Raw genomic sequence first — 19,738 nt, forward strand, 5'->3', positions numbered from 1 at the left:
GGGTTCTGGATGCAGCCACGGCTGCGCCGGATCCTGCATCTGGCGGGCTGGCGGGTGACAACCGGCTGGCCCGGTGCTGGTGATCACATCGGCATCTGGGGGGCCAGCCCGACCGCATGGCGCGGGCGCGCCATGGCCGCCCGCACCGGCGCACAGGTGATCACGGTCGAAGATGCGTTTTTGCGGTCGGTCCTGCCGGGTCGAGCATCCGGGCGCATCGCACGACGCGGCCCGGTCGGCCTGCTGATCGACGATTGCGGCGTTCATTTCGACCCGCGCCAACCGTCCGGCATGGAAACCCTGATCACCAGCGGCGCGACCGCCGCGCATCAGGACGCCGCCGCCGCGGCGCTTGCCCGTCTGCGCGCCGCGGATCTGTCGAAATACAACGCCCATGACCCCGACTGTGCCGCGCCGGAACCGGACTATGTTCTGGTCATCGACCAGACCCGAGGTGACGCCGCGCTGATGGGGGCCGGACGTGCGCGCTTTGTGGAGATGCTGCACGCCGCGCGGGCCGAACATCCCGGCGCGCGAATTGTGATCCGCAGCCATCCCGAAACGGCGGCGGGGTTGCGTCCCGGCCATCTGACCCGCGACGACCTGCATCCGGGCGACCGCTTTTGCGACGGGCCGGTGTCGCCATGGCGGTTGGTGACGGGTGCGAGGGCGGTCTATGCCGTCAGTTCGCAACTGGGATACGAAGCGATGCTGGCGGGCCACCGTCCGCGTCTGTTCGGCCAGCCCTTTTATGCCGGCTGGGGGCTGTCGGATGACGAAACGCCCAATCCCCGCCGGGGCGATGCGGGGGTGCTGGACCTGTTCGCAGCCTCGCATCTGCTGGGGCCGGTCTGGTATGATCCCTGTCTGGATCGCCTGACCGATTTTGACGGCGCGTTAAACCAGATACAGGCCGAAACCCGCGCCTTTCGTCAGGACCGGGACGGCCATACGGCGTCGGGGATGCGACTGTGGAAACGCGGGTTTATCAACGCTCATTTCGGCGCGGTGCGGCCGGTGCGGTTTACCAAGCCCGGACCGGATGTGACGCTGGCATGGGGCGCGGACGCCCCCGCCACGGCGGCGCGGGTCGAAGACGGGTTTCTGCGCTCGCGCGGTTTGGGGGCGGCGCTGACGCCGCCGCTGTCGCTGGTCGCGGATGATCTGGGCATCTATTACGACCCCACCCGCGCCAGCCGTCTGGAACACCTGATCGCCGCCCAAACGCCGCCCGGAGGGGCCGCGCGCGCCGCCGCGCTGATGGACGCGATCCGCGCGGCGGGGGTGACGAAATACAACACAGGCCACGCCAGCCCCCTGCCCCCGCGCGACGGTCGCCCGGTGATTCTGGTGCCGGGGCAGGTCGAAAACGACGCGTCGATCCGGTTGGGCGCGGGGGCCGAACGCAGCAATCTGGCGCTGCTGGAACGGGTGCGGGCGGAAAACCCCGGCGCGATGATCGTTTACAAACCGCATCCCGATGTGGAATCGGGCCTGCGTCCCGGCATCATCGCGCCGGATGATCTGGCGCGTCTGGCCGATCACGTCGCCCGCGACGCCAACCCCGATGCGCTGCTGGCGCAGGTCGATGGCGTCTGGACCATCACATCGACGCTGGGGTTCGAGGCCCTGATGCGCGGCGTTCCCGTGGTGACTCTGGGCGCGCCGTTTTACGCGGGCTGGGGCCTGACGCGCGATCTGGGGCCGGTGCCGGTGCGGCGTCTGGCGCGGCCCGATCTGGCGGGGTTGGTTCACGCCTGCCTGATTGATTATCCGCGCTATCGCGACCCGATCAGTGGCCTGCCCTGCCCGGCTGAAACCGCCGTTGCGCGGCTGAGGGACGGAGTGCCAGCACGCCCCGGCCTGCGCCTGCTGGCCAAGGCGCAGGGGCTGCTGGCCGGTTACGCATGGTTGTGGCGTTAATCGTCAGTGTCCGGCGTCTGACGCCCCCGAAACCCCTGAGCGACAACGAATTTTTCCGATGAATCGCTGCGGCTTGCCGGGGGTTTGACATTCGCAACCTTATCAAAGTTGCGTTTCAACATCGCCTGCATTTCCGCCTCGGCCCCGCCCGCCAGAACCTTGGCCACAAAGGTGCCGCCCGGTTCCAGCACGTCAAAGGCCAGTTGCGCCGCCGCCTCGACCAAGGCCACGATGCGCAGGTGGTCGGTGCCTTTGTGACCCGACGACGCGGCGGCCATGTCGGACATCACCACATCGGCGGGACCGCCCAGCCATTCCTTGACCTGATCATCGGCGCCGTCGGCCAGAAAATCCAGCTGATGCACCTCGGCCCCGGCGATCGGCGCGACCTCTTGCAGGTCAACACCGACAACGCGGCCCACGGCCTTGCCGGATTTTTCGCCCAGCGCGTTGACGCGCGCCACGGCGACCTGACACCACCCCCCCGGCGCACAGCCCAGATCAACGACCCGCGCCCCCGGCACCAGAAAGCGGTATTTATCGTCCAATTCCAATATCTTATAGGCCGCGCGCCCGCGATAGCCTTCGCGTTTGGCGCGCGTGACATAGGGGTCGTTCAACTGCCGTTCCAGCCACAGCTTCGACGACAGCTTGCGCCCCTTGGCGGTTTTGACCCGCACGCGCAAATCGCGTTGCCCGCGCCCGCTGGTTTTGCCCGCGCGGCTGGTCGGTGCTTTGGTCATCATGCTACTCCGTTCATTCCGTCGGGGGTCAACACCCCGTCGCGCACCATCTGCGCATAGAGCAATCCTTCGCGCAGGCCGCGATCCGCCACCGATAACCGGCTGGTCGGCCAGATGCGCATTAATGTTTGCAAAATCGCCGCGCCCGACATGATCAGGGCGTGGCGTTCGCGCCCGATCCGGGGATCCGCGCGCCGCCCTTCGGGGCCAAGCGCCAGATAGGAATGGATCACACGGTCGATCTGATCGCTGGTCATTTGCAGCCCGTCAACCTTGGTCCGGTCGTAACGGCGCAGCCCCAGATAGCTGGCGGCAACGGTCGTCACCGTGCCGGACGTGCCGATGATCTGAAACCCGTCATCCGGCGCGCCATTGGCATAGGGGGTAAACCCGGCCAAGGCTTCTTCAAAAAACCAGCTCATCAGGGCGAAACGGCCCTGATCGTCTTCGACATCCGCGAATTGATCGCGCAGCGTGGCCACGCCCAGAGGCACGCTGATCCAGTCCACGACGCGCGCGCCGCCGGGGCGCGGATTGGCGAAGCCGTCCGACAGGCGCATAATCGCGCGCGGGCGTTCGCGGGGTTCGACATCTTCAAGGTCGATCCACACCAATTCGGTGGACCCGCCGCCAATATCGACGACCATCAGCGTATCGGTTTTGTGGCTGACCAGAGGCGCGCAGGAAATGACGGCCAGACGGGCTTCTTCCTCGGCGCCGATCACCTCGACCGGCAGGCCGGTTTCGCGGCGGATGGTGCGCATGAAATCGCGGCTGTTGCGGGCGCGGCGGCAGGCTTCGGTCGCGACCAGCCGCATCTGTCCGACGCCGTGCTGTTCCAGCTTGCGTCGGCACACCTGAAGGGCGTGAACGGTGCGCGCCATCGACCCGCGGGACAGCCGCCCCGAAGCCTCCAGCCCATGTCCAAGCTGAACCGGCTTGGAAAAGCTGTCGATGACCTGAAACTGATTGCCCGTCGGTCGCGCAATCAGCATCCGGCACGAATTTGTGCCAAGGTCCAGGGCGGCATACAGCCCCCCGTCCCTGGGTTGTCGGGTGCCTGACGGCTCGACCGTATTTATCGGGAACGCGTCTGCACCCGCAGGACGCTTGGGCGTCATAGGTCACGCCCTCCGAATACTAAGTTAAGGAAAACGTAACCTGCCCCGCGCCGACGATCAAGGGGCGGTTATCTTTTGTTTGGATGCACCGCAGAAATTGCACATATCCGGCGTCAGCGCGGCGATTGCGTCCCATTGCGACAAAAACACCTGTCCCGTCAGATCGTCCAGAAAATGCGACCGGCGCAGGCGGTCCATGACTGGGCCTTTCACCTCGGACAGGTGCAGGGTGACGTTCATGGATGCCAGTTGGTCATTCATCGCGGTCAGCGTCTCCAGTGCCGACAAATCAATGCTGTTGATCGCCGGACACATCAGCACCACATGCCGGATGTCAGGGCTGGCGGTCACGCGGTCCAGAACGGCATCCCCCAGCATCCGGGCATTGGCGAAATACAGGCTTTCGTCGATGCGGATGGTTAACAGGCAGGGATCGGTCTGCACCTGATGGCGCAGGATGTTGCGGAAATGCTGGGTTCCGGGGACGAGGCCCACCTCGGCCATATGCGGGCGGGATGTGTTCCACAGATGCAGCGCCACCGACAGGATCACCCCGGCCGACACGCCGGTTTCAACCCCCAGCACTAGCGTTAACAGGATCGTCACCGCCACGGCGGCAAAATCGGCGCGGCTGTAATCCCACGCATGGCGCAGCACCGACAGATTGACCAGCGACAGCACCGCAACAATGATCGTCGCGGCCAGCGTGGCGTTTGGCAGGTAATAAACCAGCGGCGTGAACGCGACCGCCGCCACGGCCAGCCCCACGGCGGTAAACGCCCCCGCCGCAGGTGTGCGCGCCCCCGCATCGTCATTGACCACCGACCGGGCAAAGCCGCCCGTCACCGGATAACCGCCGGTGAACGCCGCGCCCAGATTCGCAGCGCCCAGCCCGATCAGTTCCTGATCCGGGTTGATCCGCTGACGTTTCCGCGCGGCCAGCGTTTGCGCCACGCTGACCGATTCGACAAAGCCGATCACGGAAATCAGCAGCGCCGGCACCAGCAGCGCGCGAATCAGGTCCAGCGATGCGGCGGGTATGGTCAGGGGCGGCAGGCTGGCCGGGACTGGGCCGACCACGGCCACCCCTTGCGCGGTCAGCTGCAACCCCCACACCGCCAGAGTCGTCACCGCAACCACGGCCACGGGCGCGGCCCGCGCGATCATCCCCGCCGCCGTGTCGTTCAGGCCCAGCCGACGCAGCGCGGGCTTCATCCCCTGCCGCGCCCAAAACAAAAACGCCGCAGCAGCCCCGCCGATCAACAACGTGATCAGGTTGATCTGCCCAACCCCGCGCGCCAGCCCCGCCAGCATCTGCGGCAGGGTCTGACCGCCCGCATGGATGCCCAAGATATGCTGCATCTGCCCCACCGCGATCAAAATACCCGATGCGGTGATGAACCCGGCGATCACCGGATGCGACAGGAAATTCGCCAGAAAGCCCAGCCGGAACACCCCCATCAGCACCAAAATCCCGCCCGACATGGCGGCCAGAGTCAGCGCGGCAGCGGCATATCCCGCCGTTCCCTGTTGCGCGACCTGCCCAATCGCCGCCGCCGTCATCAGCGACACGACCGCCACCGGCCCCACGGCCAGCGACCCCGATGTGCCAAACACCGCATAAAGCATGATCGGCACGATCGAGGCATAGATCCCCGCCTGAGGCGGCAGCCCCGCCAGCATCGCATAGGCCAGCGACTGCGGAATCAGCATGATGGTGACGATCACCGCCGCCATCAGATCATCGCGCAGCATTTCGCGCGTGTAACGCCGCCCCCAGTCCAGAACCGGAAAGATTCGCGCCAGATGGGTTTTGTTCATATCCATAGCCCCGCTTTACCACGCATGACTTTACAGCCGGTTAACGGGAACCTTTAGCATCGGGGTGCCGTCATCATCGGTCGGCACCTCGCCCGCGCGCATATTGACCTGCAAAGATGGGATAATCAGGCGCGGCATGTCCAGAGTGGCGTCGCGGGCCTGACGCATCCGCACAAATTCCTGACGGCTGACGCCTCCGCCGACATGGATATTGTCGGCGCGCTGCTGAGCGACCGTGCTTTCCCAGCGGATCACCCGGCCGTCGGGGCCGTAATCATGGCACATGAACAGCCGCATATCGTCAGGCAGCGCCAGAACGCGCTGAATACTGTCATACAACACACCCGCATCGCCGCCGGGGAAATCGGCGCGGGCGGAACCTCCGTCCGGCATGAACAGCGTGTCGCCCACAAAGGCCGCATTGCCCACAACATGCGTCATGCAGGCCGGCGTATGCCCCGGCGTCAGCATCGCAAAGGCGGTCATGCCGCCGATCTGATAGGTGTCTCCGTCGCGGAACAGGCGGTCAAACTGGCTGCCGTCGCGCTGAAATTCGGTGCCTTCGTTAAAGATTTTGCCGAAGGTGTCCTGAACCACGCGGATATGTTCGCCAATCCCGATCTGCCCGCCCAGTTGATCCTGCACATACGGCGCGGCGGATAGGTGGTCGGCGTGAACATGGGTTTCGATGATCCATTCCAGCCGCAAACCATTGTCGCGGATATGGTTTATCAGCGCATCCGCGCCCTCATGCGTGATCCGCCCGGCGGCATAGTCAATGTCCATCACCGAATCAATAATCGCGCAAGCGTCGGATTCCGGATCCCGCACAACATAACTGATCGTGTTCGTCTGGTCGTCAAAGAACCCCGTCACTTGGGGAAGGATCGACATATCAACGGGATAGGTGGTCATGGGATCCTCTTATTGTTAAGGTCAATTTCATATTCACGAAAACATACGTCAAGCCCCGCACCATTGACGGCGCGCCAGCAACCCGGCAAGCAATCACTATGACAGACCTTCGCCCGGTGGCCCATCCGATTGGTAAAATCATCACAGCCATGGGGGCCACCATGCTGCTGCCGATGGCGGTTGATCTGTGGCATGGCGACGACCATGGCTGGGTGTTTCTGGAATCGGCGGTCATCACGGTGGTGCTGGGCCTGCTGATCGCCACGGCGACGCAGAACCATGACGGGCGGCTGACGGTGCGGCAGGCGTTTCTGTTAACGTCAGGGCTGTGGGCGGTGCTGCCGGTGGTGGGGGCGGTGCCGCTGATGCTGGGCCAGCCGGGGGCCAGCCTGACCGATGCCTATTTCGAAGCGATGTCGGGCTTTACCACCACCGGCACCACGGTGTTTCCCGAACTGAACGGACTGCCGCGCGGAACGCATCTGTGGCGCGCGATCCTGCAATGGCTGGGCGGATTGGGGATCGTCGTGGTCGCCATGATCTTTCTGCCCGCGATGAAGGTCGGGGGGATGCAGTTTTTCCGGTCCGAAGGCTTTGACACCGGCGGCAAATCTCTGCCCCGCGCCGGTGAAATCGCCTTGGAAATCACGCTGGTCTATGCGGCGATGACGGTGGCCTGCGCGTTGACCTATATCATGCTGGGGATGACGGGGTTTGACGCCATTATCCACGCGCTGACGACCTGTTCCACCGGCGGGTTTTCGAATTACGACGCCAGTTTCGGGGCTTATATCGGCGGGCCGGAATGGGCGGCTGTGGTGTTTATGCTGATGGCGTCGGTGCCGTTTATCCGCATGGTGCAACTGGCCCGAGGCGACGCCGCGCCCATCTGGCAGGATGTGCAAATCCGCGCCTATCTGCGGTGGGTCGCCTATGCCTGCGCGGCGATTATCCTGTTCCGGCTGGTGATGCCACCCGCGACCGACGCCCCCGGCGCGATGATCCGGGAAACGGTGTTTAACACGGTGTCCACCTTTTCGGGGACGGGCTATGCGTCGGCGAACCTGCCGGGCTGGGGGCATTTTCCGGTGGTCATTCTGGTGCTGGTCGGGCTGATAGGCGGCTGCACCGGGTCAACCACTTGTTCGGTTAAGGTGTTCCGCTATCTGGTGCTGCTGCAAGCCGTGCGGGCGCAAATCCGGCGGATGTATTCGCCGCATCGCGTCTATCCCCTGCGGTATGAGGGGCGCCCCTTGGACGGCGATGTGGTCAATTCGGTGATGGCGTTTTTCACGCTGTTTATGCTCAGCTTTGGCTTGTTGATCGTGGGGCTGTCGCTGACCGGGCTGCATCCGCGCACGGCGCTGACGGGGGCGTGGACCGCGATTGCGAATGTCGGCCATGTCTGGGGACCCGAGGTGACGGCGAACGGATCGGTCGCCAACCTGCCCCCTTCGGCCAAGTGGCTGATGATCATCGGCATGTATCTGGGGCGGCTGGAACTGGTCGCGGTTCTGGTGCTGTTTTTGCCGCGATTCTGGCGCGATTAACCGGCGTCAAAATCGGCCATACGCACCAGATGCGACAGAAATAACGGGATCAGCACCAATCCGGCCAATGCCAGATACACCACTGAAAAGCCCGTGCGTTCGGCCACAAACCCGATAGAGGCCGGGGCCAGCAGGATACCGGAATAACCCATCATGGTGACAACCGACAGCCCCATCCCGGCGGCCAGCCCCGGCACGTTTCCGGCGGCGGAAAACGCGATCGGCACCATATTCGCCACCCCCAGCCCCGTGATGGCAAAGCCCGCAATCGCCATACCCGGCACTGGCGCGGCCCCGGCGATGACCAGCCCGATCATCGCCACCACAGCACTGATCCGCAGCGTTTTCACCGCGCCGAACCGGCGGCGGATGTCGTCGCCCAGAAACCGCATCACCGCCATCGTCCCCGCACAGGCGGCAAAGCCCCAACCGGCGACGGCCAGCGACGCGCCCATCTCGCGTTCCAGATACACGGCGGCCCAGTCCAGAATCGCGCCCTCGGAAATCATGGAACACAGCGCGACCAGCCCCAACAGGTAAGGCAGAGGCGATGACGGCAGGCGCAGCGGCACCCGCGCGGCATCCGGTTCCGGCGCGTCCTGCAAGATACGCGGCAGCGCAAAGGCCAGAATCGCGGCGAACAGCGCGCTCATCAGAACGGAATGGGCAAACTCGCCCATCCGCAGGATCAGCCAGCCGCCCGCGCCAGACCCGACCAAAGCGCCAAGGCTCCAGAACCCATGACAGGATGACATGATCGCGCGGCGGCGGACCCGTTCGACCGCAACTGCATTGGCGTTCATCGGCACATCCATGCCGCCAATCAGACCGCCAAACAGCGCCACAGCAAGGGCGACCGAGACAAATCCCGGCGCAATCGAAATCCAGATCAGCGACGGGATCGTGAGCAGCGCCGCCAGACGCACGGCAAAGGCCGACCCCCGCCGCGCCGTCAACGCGCCAAAGACCGGCATCATGGCAATCGACCCCAGCCCAAGGCCCAGAACGATCAGCCCGGCCATGGCCTCATCAATCTGCAACCGCGCCATCAGCGTGGGGATTTTCGGCGCCCAACTGCCGACCAGCAGACCATTGCTGAAAAACAACGCCGATACGGCGACGCGCGCGGGATCCAATCGCGGCCCCTTACAACATCGACGGCACGACCAGATCCGGCGGACGGTGACCATCGGCAAAGGTCTTGATGTTGATGATCACCTTTTCGCCCATCTCGGCGCGGCCCTCGACCGTGGCGGACCCCATATGCGGCAGCAGTGCCACATTCGGCAATTCACGCAGACGCGGGTTGATGTCATGCCCGTGTTCAAACACATCCAGCCCCGCGCCCGCAATTTCGCCGGCGCGCAACATCCGGGTCAGGGCGTTTTCGTCGATCACCTCGCCGCGGGACGTGTTGACAATCACGGCGGACGGTTTCAGCAGCTTCAGCCGCCGCGCATTCAGCAGATGGAACGTGCTGGGCGTATGCGGGGCGTTGATGCTGATGATGTCCATGCGGGCCAGCATCTGATCCAGACTTTCCCAATAGGTCGCCTGCAAATCCTGTTCAATTTCAGGGCGCAACCGGCGGCGATTGTGGTAATGCACCTGCATCCCGAACACATTGGCGCGCCGCGCGACGGCCTGACCGATGCGGCCCATGCCCAAAATACCCAAACGCCGCCCGCCGACGCGCCCCCCCAGATGCAAGGTCGGCGCCCAGCCATGCCAGCGGCCTTGCTGCATTTCCGCCAGACCTTCGGGGATGCGCCGGGTGACGGCCAGAATCAGGGCCAGCGTCATGTCGGCGGTGTCCTCGGTCGTGACGCCGGGGGTGTTGGACACCAAAACGCCGCGCTGACGCGCCGACAGCACGTCGATATTGTCCACGCCCGCGCCATAATTTGCGATCAGCTTCAGCCGGTCCCCCGCCTGCGCCAGCATATTGGCGTCGATCTGGTCGGTGATGGTCGGCACCAGAACGTCGCAATTCTGCATCATCACGACCAGTTCATCGCGGCCCATCACGCGGTCATCATCGCGCAGAACGACGTCGAACAGTTCCTTCATCCGGGTTTCGACCGGCTCGGGCAGGCGGCGCGTGACCGCAACGCGCAGCTTTTGGCGAAGCGACGAGTGGCTGGCGGGCATAATAACCTCACTTTCTCGAAGTCGTGTCGGTGGCGCACTTCCCATCATGGGCGGCTGATGGCAAACTGCCCGCGTTGCGGGGCAGGCACAAGACCCCAAAGGGACAGGCACACCCAAAGGCGGGCAATCGCCACGGGCGCGGACAGAAAATGGACGATATGATGGGTTTTAAGGCATTCTTTTTCGGCACAGCGATTGCGGTGATGTTGGGCGTCACCGCCCCCCCGGTTGCCGCGCAAACATCCGAGCCACAACGCGGCGCCGTCACCAGCCTGCCCATCCCCCGTTATGTCAGCCTGAAAGGGTCCGAGGGCAACGTCCGCCGCGGCCCCAGCCTGTCGCATCGCATCGACTGGGTGTTCCGCCATTCCGGTATGCCCCTGCGCGTCGTGGCCGAGTTCGGCCATTGGCGCCGGGTCGAAGACAAAGACGGCGCGGGCGGTTGGATCCACTATGCCCTGCTGTCCGGCGTGCGCACGGCCTTGGTCACGCAAGACATGGTGGAATTGCGCAGCCGCCCCCACCCGGACGCCAATATCGTGGCGCGCGCGGAAAATGGCGCGATTTTGCGACTGAACGAATGCAACCCCGATTGGTGCCGTATTTCGGGCGGCGGGCAACGCGGCTGGGTGCCGAAAACAGCGATCTGGGGCGTCGATCCCGGCGAAATCCGCGACTGACGCCCCCCGGTCTGGGCTGGTCAGGCCAGCCCACGACCCTGCAACAACGCATCCACCCCCGGCATCCGCCCACGAAACGCCAGCCACAGATCATCCGCCGGCTGCGATCCGCCCCGCGACAGGATGTGCTGTTCCAGCTTGCGCGCGGTGTCGGCATCGAAAATATCGCCCGCCTCTTGGAACGCGGCGAAGGCGTCGGCGTCCATCACCTCGGACCACATATAGCTGTAATACCCGGCGGCGTAGCTGTCGCCGGAAAACACATGCGACAGATGCGGGGTGCCGTGGCGCATCGGGATCGCGGCGGGCGCGTCCAGTTCGGCCTGCACCTGCGCCTGACGGATCAGCGCATCATCCGCAGGCGCGCCCCGGTGGAACGCCAGATCAACCAAGGCCGTTTGCAGATATTCGCTGGTCGCAAACCCCGCATCGGCATGGCCCGCCGCCAGCAGCCGGTCGCGCAGATCGGCGGGCAGCGGTTCACCCGTTTCAAAATGGCGCGCATGGGCATCCAGAACGGCGGGCTGTTCCAGCCAATGTTCCAGCAACTGACTGGGCAATTCGACGAAATCCTGCGCTACGCTGGTTCCCGAAATCGACGGCCAATCCACATCCGACAGGATATGATGCAGCGCGTGGCCGAATTCGTGGAACAAGGTCCGCGCATCGTCCCATGACAAAAACGCCGGCGCGCCATCCGATTCGGGCGGGGTAAAGTTGCAGACATTCACCACAATCGGCCGCTGACCCGCGCCGATTTTATGCTGCATTTGCAGGGCCGAACACCACGCACCCGACCGTTTCGATGGCCGTGCAAAGTAATCACCCACAAACACCGCCATCAATTTGCCGTCGCGCGTGATCTGCCACGCCCGCGCATTTTTGGCCCATAAAGGCGCATCAAACGGTTCGGCCTTCAGCCCGAATAACCGATGCGCCACATCGAACACCGCGCCCAGCATGGCATCCAGCGTCAGATAGGGCGTGACCTCTTCGGCGTCGAAATCATGTTCCTGCCGCCGCAGACGCGCCGCATAGAGCCGCCAATCCCATGCCTGCAACGCGCCATTCACGCCGTCATCGCGCAACATCTGCGTCAGTTTTACCTGATCCTGCGCGACGCGGGTCTGCGCGGCGTCCCAGACCTGCCCCAGCAGATCGGCGACATTATCCGCCGTCCCCGCCATCTGCGTTTCCAGCTTATAGGCCGCGAAATCGGCATAGCCCAACAATTGCGCCCGTTCGTGGCGCAGGGCCAGAATGTCCCGGATCAGCGGCAGGTTGTTCGTTGCATCACCCCCCGCGCCATGGCCGGAACCGCGCGCGATCCACGCACTGAACGCCACTTCACGCAGGGCGCGGTCGGTCGAGTGTTCCAAAAACGGCACGATCAGCGACCGGTTCAGCGTCACGATCTGGCCGTCAAGCCCGCGTTCCCGCGCCGCCGCCCGCATCGACCGCAACAGCCAGTCGGGCACCCCCTCCAGCCGGTCATCGGCCACCGGCAGCACATAATCGCGTTCATCCGTCAGCACATTTTGCGAAAAATCGGTTGTCAGCACGGCCATGCGCGCGCGAATGGCGGCCATGCGGTCGCGGCTGGCCGGGTCCAGCCCCGCACCCGCCCGCGTCAGATCGCGCAGCGCCAGTTCCGTGATCCGCCGGTCCTGCGGGGCCAGCGTGTCCGCGTTATCTGCCACGGCCTTAACCCGTGCATAGAGCCGCGTATCCATGCTGGTTTTGCTGCCATATTCCGCCAGCCGGGGCGCAAATTCCCGTTGCAGCGCCTGCCGCGCGGGGTTCGAATCAACCGCCGCCAGCGTGTAAAACACCGCCAGCACGCGGTTCAGGCCCTCATCGGATTGCTCTAACGCGGCCAAGGTATTTTCAAACGTCGCGGGGTCCGGGTTGGACACGATCTGTTCAAACCGCTGTTCCGCCGCGGCCAGTTCCGCGTCAAAACCCGCCGCGAAATCGTCATCCGAAATCAGGTCAAACCGAGGCAAGCCATGCGGGCCGGTCCATTGCGTCAATTCGGGGTTCATGCCGTTTCCTTTCCTGTGCCACAGACCAAACACCCGGCGCGGGCTGTGGTTTCAATCATGCGCGTGTCGCCATAGAGACCGTCAAACATCATCATCCGCCCGCGCAGCCCCTGCCCCGCGCCGGTCAGATGCTTCACCGCCTCGAACGCCATCAGGCTGCCGATGACGCCGGGCAGCGGGCCGATAACGCCCGATTCCGCGCAGGGCGGCGCCAGCCCCGGCGCGGGCGCGTCGGGAAACAGGCAGGCCAGACACGGCCCCCCGCGCGCCGGGTCATACAGCGTCACCTGCCCGTCCCATTGCGCAATCGCGCCCGCGATCAGCGGCACTCCGGCGGCCACGCAGGCCCGGTTGATCGCGTCCCGCGCCGCGAAACGGTCGGTGCCGTCAATCACCAGATCATGCGCGGCGATCAGGTCCGCGTCATCGCCGGTCACGCGCCGGTTCAGCGGCGTGACCTGACAATGCGGGTTCAGCGCGGACATGGCGGCGGCGGCGGTGTCGGCCTTACCCTCGCCGCATTGATCCGTGCGGAAGATCACCTGACGTTGCAGATTGGACAGGGTGATGCGGTCGTCATCGGCAACCGTGATGCGCCCCACCCCCGCCGCCGCCAGATACAGACAGACCGGCGCGCCCAGACCGCCCGCCCCCACGATCAGCACCCGCGCATCGCGCAGGCGCATCTGGCCCGGACCGCCCACTTCGCGCAGGACAATGTGCCGGGCATAGCGGTCCAGTTCGGAATCCGTGATCCCGTCACGCGGCGCGGGGGTGTCAAGCGGAACCGCGCGCGCCCGCAACCGGCTCAGCGCCGCGCGATAGGCCAGAACGACCCCAACCACGCCGCCCAGCACCAGCCAACCGCGCGCCGATCCGCCAATGGCCTGAGCCGCGTCACTGGCGGGCACCAGCAGATGCAGCGCGACAAACCCGGCCCATGCCACCGCAATCATCGCCCCGCGCAACCGCCATGCCAGCCCGACCACCCAGCCAAAGACCAACAGCCCCGCGATCAGCCACAGCCCCAGCATCAGCCCGCCCCCGTCGATCCGAACCCGCCCGCGCCACGCTCGGTCGGGGTCAGTTCATCGGCCCATTCAAACCGCGCCTGCGGGGCCGGGGCAATGACCATCTGCGCGATCCGGTCGCCATGCGCGACGGTGAAATCCACATCCCCCAGATTGATCAGAATCACCCCCAACGGCCCGCGATAATCACAATCAATCGTGCCGGGCGCGTTCGCCACGGTGACGCCATGTTTCAGCGCCAGCCCGGATCGGGGGCGAATCTGCGCCTCATACCCGGTTGGGATGTGCAGGGCCAAACCCGTGGCGATCAGCGCCCGCCCGCCGGGGCGCAGGGTAACGGAACCGTCCGGCAACCACGCACGCAGATCAGCCCCCGCCGCGCCAGCCGTTTGATAACACGGCATGTCTGCGTCGGAACCGGGCAGGCGCATCAGGCGGATCAGGGGCGCGTCAGGCATGGCATATCCAAAGCAAAGGCCGCGCGGCGATGCCAGCGCGGCCTGTCAACATCACAAAACCGATCTTAGCGCGGCGAGATCATCATGACCATCTGCCGACCTTCCAGTTTCGGCATGGATTCGACCTTACCCGCCTCACCCACGTCATCTTTGACCCGGTTCAGCAGGTCCAGACCCAGATCCTGGTGCGCCATTTCGCGACCACGGAATCGCAGGGTCACTTTGACCTTATCCCCGCCTTCCAGGAATTTCATCACGCTGCGCATTTTGACGTCATAGTCATGCGTATCGGTGCCGGGGCGGAACTTGATTTCCTTCACCTCGATCACTTTTTGCTTTTTGCGTGCTTCGGCTTCGCGTTTTTGCTGTTCGTATTTGTATTTGCCAAGGTCCATGACCTTGCAAACCGGGGGCGTCGCATTGGGGGAAATTTCCACCAGATCCAGCCCAGCATCCATCGCCATTTGCAGCCCGACCGAGGGCGACACAACGCCGACATTCTCTCCGTCAGCGCCGATCAGGCGGATTTCTGCGACACGGATGCGTTCATTGACGCGGGGGCCGGTGTCGCGGGTGGGCGGTGCGTTGTGCGGACGACGGGCTATGGCGATACTCCTTTAATAGCCATTAAGAATGGACCGAAAATAAGGCCAGATGACGGCTTTTTCAACCGGATTTGATGCCCGAACCGGTCCGTTTTGCATAAGATTTGATGAAAACCCGCCGCATCTGCCTGTTGCGGGGGCGGGTCATGTGTCATAGGTGAACGCATTGTTGACCCAGCCGGAATCCCCAATGCGCAAAGTTCTTCCCGTCATCGTGATTCTGATTGCCATTTCTGCCGGGGGGCTGTGGTGGCAGACCAACCGCAATGCGGCGATTGTGCCGGACCAGACGGCTGCCGTGCCGGTTGATCCCACCGCAGACACGCCCGCCACCCCCGCAGGCCGCGCCGCCGAGGTGGCCGAACACACCGCCGAAGCCACGTCGGAAACCGCCGAAATCGCGCGCCAGCAGGCGGAAATGCCGGGCAGCGCCGACACCGCAATCGCCGCCGATGCCGCTGACGCCGCCGCAGATGCCGCGGCCGAAGCGTTGCGCGCATCCGTCAGCGCCGGCGTAACCGCCGCCAGCGACGCCGCCGCGCAGGCGGAAATCGCGGCCGAGGCTGCAATTGACGCCGCTGACCGCGCCGCATCCGCCGCCGCATCTGCCGCAGCGGGCGCTCCCGACGCCGCAGCCACCGCCGCCGAGGCCGCCAGCGACGCCGCCGCCGCAACCAGCGATGCCGCCGACGCCGCCGCGACCGCCGCCCGGATCGAAGCCCTGCTGACCCCCGAAGGTTTCGACGCGGACGCCGTGAACCGCATCATCGACACCGCCCAGATCCCCGACGAACAAAAGGCCACTTTGCGCAACCTGATCGCCACCACGGCGAACAACCCCGCTTTGTTGAAAGCTGCACTGGAACAGGTGCGCGCGGTGATGCGCTGATGCTGGCGGGGTTTGACGAACTGGCGTCAGTGCGTCCTGCGTGGCTGGCCAAGGGGCCGATTGCGCTGATCCTGATCGAGGATGACACCGCCATCGCCGAAACGCTGGCGCATCACGTGCGCATCGGGTTCCGGCATATTCTGGCGCTGTCGCCCGATAGGGTCGCGGTGCCGGATGATCTGGCCGCGCGGGTCACGGTCATGCGTTACGACACGCGCCGCCCCGATGCCCATGTCGATGCCGTGAACCAGTTCATCCCGCTGGTTCCCGAAGGAACCTGGCTGCATTACGGGTTCAACGCCGAATTTCTGTTCTTTCCGTTCTGCGAAACGCGGCGTGTGGGGGAAATGCTGGCCTTTCACACCGAAGAACGCCGCCCCGCGATGTTAACCTATGTCGTGGATCTGTATGCGCCGGATCTGTCGCGCGCGCCCAATGCCGTGGATATGGACGGCGCGATGTTCGATCGCACGGGATATTTCGCATTGGGCCGTCAGGACGACAACGGCGATTACTATGAACGGCAATTGGATTTCCACGGCGGCCTTCGCTGGCGGTTCGAGGAATATCTGCCCCCCGCCCGCCGCCGCATTGACCGCATCGCGCTGTTCCGCGCGCGTCGTGACCTGCGGCTGCTGCCCGATCACCGTTTTTCGGTCGAGGAATACAACACCTATTCCTGCCCGTGGCATCACAACCTGACCGCCGCGATTGCATCGTTTCGCGTGGCCAAGGCGTTGAAACGCAACCCCGGTTCGCGCGATCAGATCGACAGCTTTGTCTGGCAGAACTCGGTCCCGTTTGACTGGTCCAGCCAGCAATTGCTGAAATTGGGGCTTATGGAGCCGGGGCAGTGGTTCTGATCCCGCGCGCACCCTTGCGTCCGGCAAAGTCCCGATGCTAAACAAATCGGTGACTTATCTGCCCGAATGGGCGTAACAGACAGGGATAACGCGCATGGCCATGACCCAAACCAGCTTTAACCGCGACGATTTGTTGAAATGCGCGCGCGGCGAACTGTTTGGCCCCGGTAATGCGCAACTGCCCGAACCGCCCATGCTGATGATGGACCGCATCACCGAGATTTCCGAAGATGGCGGCCTGCATGGCAAAGGTCACGTTGTGGCGGAATTTGATATTCAACCCGATCTGTGGTTTTTCGGCTGTCACTTCCCCGGCAACCCGATCATGCCCGGCTGTCTGGGTCTGGACGGGCTGTGGCAGTTGACCGGCTTTAATCTGGGCTGGCGCGGTTGGCAGGGGCGCGGCTATGCCTTGGGCGTGGGCGAAGTCAAACTGACCGGCATGGTGCGCCCGGATCGTAAGATGCTGACCTATAAGGTGGATTTCACCAAGGCGATTCAGACCCGCCGCCTGACCATGGGCGTCGCCAACGGCATCGTCGAAGCGGATGGCGAGGTGATTTACCAAGTCACCGATATGAAGGTCGCCCTGTCCGAGGCCTGACCCATGTTCGCCCCGATTGATTGGGCCGAACTGGCGCCGTGGTTGGCGGTGCTGGCGGCGATCAATCTGGGGCTGGCGCTGATGGTGCCGGGCGGCATCGGGCGACGGTTGGGCTTTGCCGGTTTTGGGTTTGTGGGCGGCACGGCCTTTATTCTGGCGCTGCTGTGGAACATTTTGCCCCTGATCCTGTTGGTTGTCGCGGTCATCGGCCTGATCATGGCATTGCGCTGATGTGATCCGGGGCTTGCCCCGCCCCCGCGCCGCCTGTATTTTCGCAAAATCGCTAAGAAGGAGCCGCCAATGCGCCGCGTCGTCATCACAGGGCTGGGAATTGTTTCACCCATCGGCAACAACGCCGAAGAAGTCACCGAAAGCCTGCGCACAGGCCGTTCCGGTATCAGCGCCGCCCCCGAATATGCCGAACGCGGCTTCCGCAGTCAGGTTCACGGCATGCCCAGCATCGTGTTGGAAGATCACATCGACAAACGCAATCTGCGTTTCATGGGTCCGGGTGCGGCGTATAATTTCATCGCCATGGAACAGGCGATCAAGGACAGCGGCCTGGACGAATCCGACGTGTCGAACCCGCGCACCGGGCTGATCATGGGGTCCGGCGGACCGTCCACCTCGAACTTTTTCGACGCGCATCAGATCGTGATTGAAAAAGGCTCGCCCAAACGCATGGGGCCGTTCATGGTCACGCGCTGCATGTCGTCCACCAACAGCGCCTGTCTGGCAACGCCGTTTAAAATCAAGGGCGTGAACTATTCCATCACCTCGGCCTGTTCGACCAGTGCGCATTGCATCGGCAACGGCGTGGAACAGATTCAGATGGGCAAACAGGACATCGTATTTGCCGGCGGGGGCGAAGAATTGGACTGGACTCTGTCCTGCCTGTTCGACGCCATGGGCGCGATGTCGTCGAAATACAACGACACGCCCGAAACCGCATCGCGCCCCTATGACGCGACGCGCGACGGGTTTGTAATCGCGGGCGGCGGCGGGGTCGTGGTTCTGGAAGAACTGTCCCACGCATTGGCGCGCGGCGCAAAAATCTATGCCGAGGTGACGGGCTACGGCGCGACCAGCGACGGTTACGACATGGTGGCCCCGTCCGGCGAAGGCGGCGAACGGTCGATGCGGGTCGCATTGGCCACCCTGCCCGAAGGCCGCAAGATCAGCTATATCAACGCGCATGGCACATCGACTCCGGTCGGGGACATTGGCGAAATCAAGGCGATCCGCCGCATCTTTGGCGAAGGCAACACGCCCCCCGTCGCATCGACGAAATCGCTGACCGGCCACAGCCTTGGCGCGACCGGCGTTCACGAAGCGATCTATAGCCTGTTGATGTTGCAGCATGATTTCATCGCAGCATCGGCCAATGTCACCACGTTGGACCCCGAAATCAACGCGGGCGAAATCGCAACGCAGCGCGTGGATAACGCAGGGCTGGACACGGTTCTGTCCAACAGCTTTGGCTTTGGCGGGACCAATGCCACGCTGGTGATGTCGAAATATCAGGACTAAGGGGAACGTCATGGGCGATCTGCTAAAGGGCAAGCGCGGGCTTGTGATGGGGGTCGCCAATGACCGCTCGATCGCGTGGGGAATTGCGCGCGCGGCGGCGGCTGAGGGGGCCGAGCTGGCCTTTACCTATCAGGGCGAAGGTTTCGGCAAACGCGTGGCGCCGCTGGCGGAATCGGTTGGGTCCGATTTCATGGTCGATGTGGACGTGACCGATGACGCATCGCTGGACGCGGCCTTTGCGGCGATCAGTGAACGCTGGGGGCGGTTGGATTTCCTGATCCACGCAATCGCGTTTTCGAACAAAGACGAACTGACCGGCCGCTTCATGAACACCAGCCGCGACAATTTCAAGCACAGCCTTGAAATTTCGTGCTATTCCCTGATCGAGGTGGCGCGCCGCGCGCATCCTCTGATGGCGGCGGGCGGGTCGATTATCACGCTGACCTATGGCGGGTCGAACCGCGTGACGCCGTTCTATAACGTGATGGGCGTGGCCAAGGCGGCACTGGAAAGCAGCGTGCGCTATCTGGCGAACGACCTTGGCCCGGACGGGATCCGCGTCAACGCCATCAGCCCCGGCCCGATGAAAACGCTGGCCGGTGCGGCCATCGGCGGCGCGCGCAAAACCTTCCGCCACACCGAGGCGAACGCCCCCCTGCGCGCCAATGCCACGCTGGACGCGATCGGCGGCACGGCCTGTTGGCTGTTGTCCGATTGGGGTGCCTGCACCACGGGCGAGGTCGTGACCGTTGACGGCGGCTATCACGTTCTGGGCATGCCGCAGAGCGAGAATTTATAACACCGGCGGG

At 64.2% G+C, this 19,738-nt stretch carries 19 protein-coding genes; 9 read left to right on the forward strand and 10 right to left on the reverse strand.

The genetic code is table 11. The annotated features are described in order from the left end of the window. Nucleotides 1–9 precede the first annotated feature (9 nt). Nucleotides 10–1,923 (forward strand): capsular polysaccharide biosynthesis protein, encoded by a 1,914-nt coding sequence (locus Q4G20_RS00840; RefSeq protein WP_303341172.1) that lies wholly within the window; start codon nucleotides 10–12, stop codon nucleotides 1,921–1,923. Here the strand turns inward: Q4G20_RS00840 and Q4G20_RS00845 are convergent. From Q4G20_RS00845 to Q4G20_RS00860, 4 genes are read right to left on the reverse strand one after another with little or no spacing between them, the layout of a single operon-like run. Further along, nucleotides 1,920–2,666, reverse strand: a complete 747-nt coding sequence (locus Q4G20_RS00845; RefSeq protein ID WP_303341422.1) for an RlmE family RNA methyltransferase — start codon at nucleotides 2,664–2,666, stop codon at nucleotides 1,920–1,922. The two genes, Q4G20_RS00840 and Q4G20_RS00845, sit on opposite strands and share 4 nt — an antisense overlap. Continuing rightward, nucleotides 2,666–3,787 (reverse strand): Ppx/GppA phosphatase family protein, encoded by a 1,122-nt coding sequence (locus Q4G20_RS00850; RefSeq protein WP_303341174.1) that lies wholly within the window; start codon nucleotides 3,785–3,787, stop codon nucleotides 2,666–2,668. The genes Q4G20_RS00845 and Q4G20_RS00850 overlap by 1 nt, the downstream gene beginning before the upstream one ends. A 57-nt stretch (nucleotides 3,788–3,844) precedes the next feature. Then, nucleotides 3,845–5,614 carry a SulP family inorganic anion transporter gene (locus tag Q4G20_RS00855; protein WP_303341176.1) on the reverse strand — a complete coding sequence of 590 codons (1,770 nt, stop codon included), beginning with the start codon at nucleotides 5,612–5,614 and terminating at the stop codon, nucleotides 3,845–3,847. 24 nt (nucleotides 5,615–5,638) lie between these two features. Further along, complete coding sequence (locus Q4G20_RS00860) at nucleotides 5,639–6,523, reverse strand: MBL fold metallo-hydrolase (protein ID WP_303341177.1); 885 nt, start codon at nucleotides 6,521–6,523, stop codon at nucleotides 5,639–5,641. Nucleotides 6,524–6,621: 98 nt separating this feature from the next. On the opposite strand from Q4G20_RS00860, the gene Q4G20_RS00865 reads away from it, so the two are divergent. Beyond that, entirely contained in the window at nucleotides 6,622–8,073 is a 1,452-nt protein-coding gene (locus Q4G20_RS00865) for a TrkH family potassium uptake protein (protein WP_303341179.1), read from the forward strand. On the opposite strand, the gene Q4G20_RS00870 is transcribed toward Q4G20_RS00865, so the two are convergent. Together Q4G20_RS00870 and Q4G20_RS00875 are read right to left on the reverse strand one after the other, a co-directional pair. Then, the gene (locus Q4G20_RS00870; protein ID WP_303341181.1) at nucleotides 8,070–9,209 is read right to left on the reverse strand and encodes an MFS transporter; all 1,140 of its coding nucleotides are present in this window, start codon (nucleotides 9,207–9,209) and stop codon (nucleotides 8,070–8,072) included. The genes Q4G20_RS00865 and Q4G20_RS00870 overlap by 4 nt on opposite strands. Nucleotides 9,210–9,219: 10 nt before the next feature. Next, nucleotides 9,220–10,224, reverse strand: a complete 1,005-nt coding sequence (locus Q4G20_RS00875) for a D-glycerate dehydrogenase (protein WP_303341183.1) — start codon at nucleotides 10,222–10,224, stop codon at nucleotides 9,220–9,222. Between the two features lie 203 nt (nucleotides 10,225–10,427). On the opposite strand from Q4G20_RS00875, the gene Q4G20_RS00880 reads away from it, so the two are divergent. Next, a complete protein-coding gene (locus Q4G20_RS00880) occupies nucleotides 10,428–10,904 on the forward strand; it encodes an SH3 domain-containing protein (RefSeq protein WP_303341424.1) in 477 nt (158 codons plus the stop codon). 20 nt (nucleotides 10,905–10,924) lie between these two features. Here the strand turns inward: Q4G20_RS00880 and Q4G20_RS00885 are convergent, their stop codons facing one another. The 4 genes from Q4G20_RS00885 to infC all read right to left on the reverse strand — a co-directional run bounded on the left by Q4G20_RS00885 (nucleotide 10,925) and on the right by infC (nucleotide 15,043). After that, nucleotides 10,925–12,949: a M3 family metallopeptidase gene (locus Q4G20_RS00885; protein ID WP_303341185.1), complete on the reverse strand. Its 2,025-nt coding sequence runs from the start codon at nucleotides 12,947–12,949 to the stop codon at nucleotides 10,925–10,927. Next, complete coding sequence (locus tag Q4G20_RS00890; RefSeq protein WP_303341187.1) at nucleotides 12,946–13,983, reverse strand: HesA/MoeB/ThiF family protein; 1,038 nt, start codon at nucleotides 13,981–13,983, stop codon at nucleotides 12,946–12,948. Before Q4G20_RS00890 ends, Q4G20_RS00885 begins: the two co-directional genes overlap by 4 nt. After that, nucleotides 13,983–14,438: a dUTP diphosphatase gene (dut, locus tag Q4G20_RS00895; RefSeq protein WP_303341189.1), complete on the reverse strand. Its 456-nt coding sequence runs from the start codon at nucleotides 14,436–14,438 to the stop codon at nucleotides 13,983–13,985. The genes Q4G20_RS00890 and dut overlap by 1 nt, the downstream gene beginning before the upstream one ends. A gap of 65 nt (nucleotides 14,439–14,503) precedes the next feature. Further along, nucleotides 14,504–15,043, reverse strand: coding sequence for a translation initiation factor IF-3 (gene infC, locus Q4G20_RS00900; RefSeq protein ID WP_303341426.1), 540 nt, complete (start codon nucleotides 15,041–15,043; stop codon nucleotides 14,504–14,506). 190 nt (nucleotides 15,044–15,233) lie between these two features. Here infC and Q4G20_RS00905 point away from each other — a divergent pair, with 190 nt between their 5' ends. From Q4G20_RS00905 to Q4G20_RS00930, 6 genes are all read left to right on the forward strand, one after another. Further along, entirely contained in the window at nucleotides 15,234–15,932 is a 699-nt protein-coding gene (locus tag Q4G20_RS00905) for a hypothetical protein (protein ID WP_303341191.1), read from the forward strand. Further along, entirely contained in the window at nucleotides 15,932–16,795 is an 864-nt protein-coding gene (locus tag Q4G20_RS00910) for a glycosyltransferase family 2 protein (protein ID WP_303341193.1), read from the forward strand. The genes Q4G20_RS00905 and Q4G20_RS00910 overlap by 1 nt, the downstream gene beginning before the upstream one ends. A 94-nt stretch (nucleotides 16,796–16,889) precedes the next feature. Then, the gene (gene fabA / locus Q4G20_RS00915; RefSeq protein WP_303341195.1) at nucleotides 16,890–17,399 is read left to right on the forward strand and encodes a bifunctional 3-hydroxydecanoyl-ACP dehydratase/trans-2-decenoyl-ACP isomerase; all 510 of its coding nucleotides are present in this window, start codon (nucleotides 16,890–16,892) and stop codon (nucleotides 17,397–17,399) included. 3 nt (nucleotides 17,400–17,402) lie between these two features. After that, complete coding sequence (locus Q4G20_RS00920) at nucleotides 17,403–17,630, forward strand: hypothetical protein (protein ID WP_303341197.1); 228 nt, start codon at nucleotides 17,403–17,405, stop codon at nucleotides 17,628–17,630. A 69-nt stretch (nucleotides 17,631–17,699) separates the two neighbouring features. Further along, nucleotides 17,700–18,929, forward strand: coding sequence for a beta-ketoacyl-ACP synthase I (fabB, locus tag Q4G20_RS00925; RefSeq protein ID WP_303341199.1), 1,230 nt, complete (start codon nucleotides 17,700–17,702; stop codon nucleotides 18,927–18,929). A gap of 10 nt (nucleotides 18,930–18,939) precedes the next feature. After that, nucleotides 18,940–19,728 (forward strand): enoyl-ACP reductase, encoded by a 789-nt coding sequence (locus tag Q4G20_RS00930; RefSeq protein WP_303341201.1) that lies wholly within the window; start codon nucleotides 18,940–18,942, stop codon nucleotides 19,726–19,728. Nucleotides 19,729–19,738 lie beyond the last annotated feature (10 nt).

The organism is Paracoccus sp. (in: a-proteobacteria), assembly GCF_030538495.1.
Lineage (GTDB): Bacteria > Pseudomonadota > Alphaproteobacteria > Rhodobacterales > Rhodobacteraceae > Paracoccus.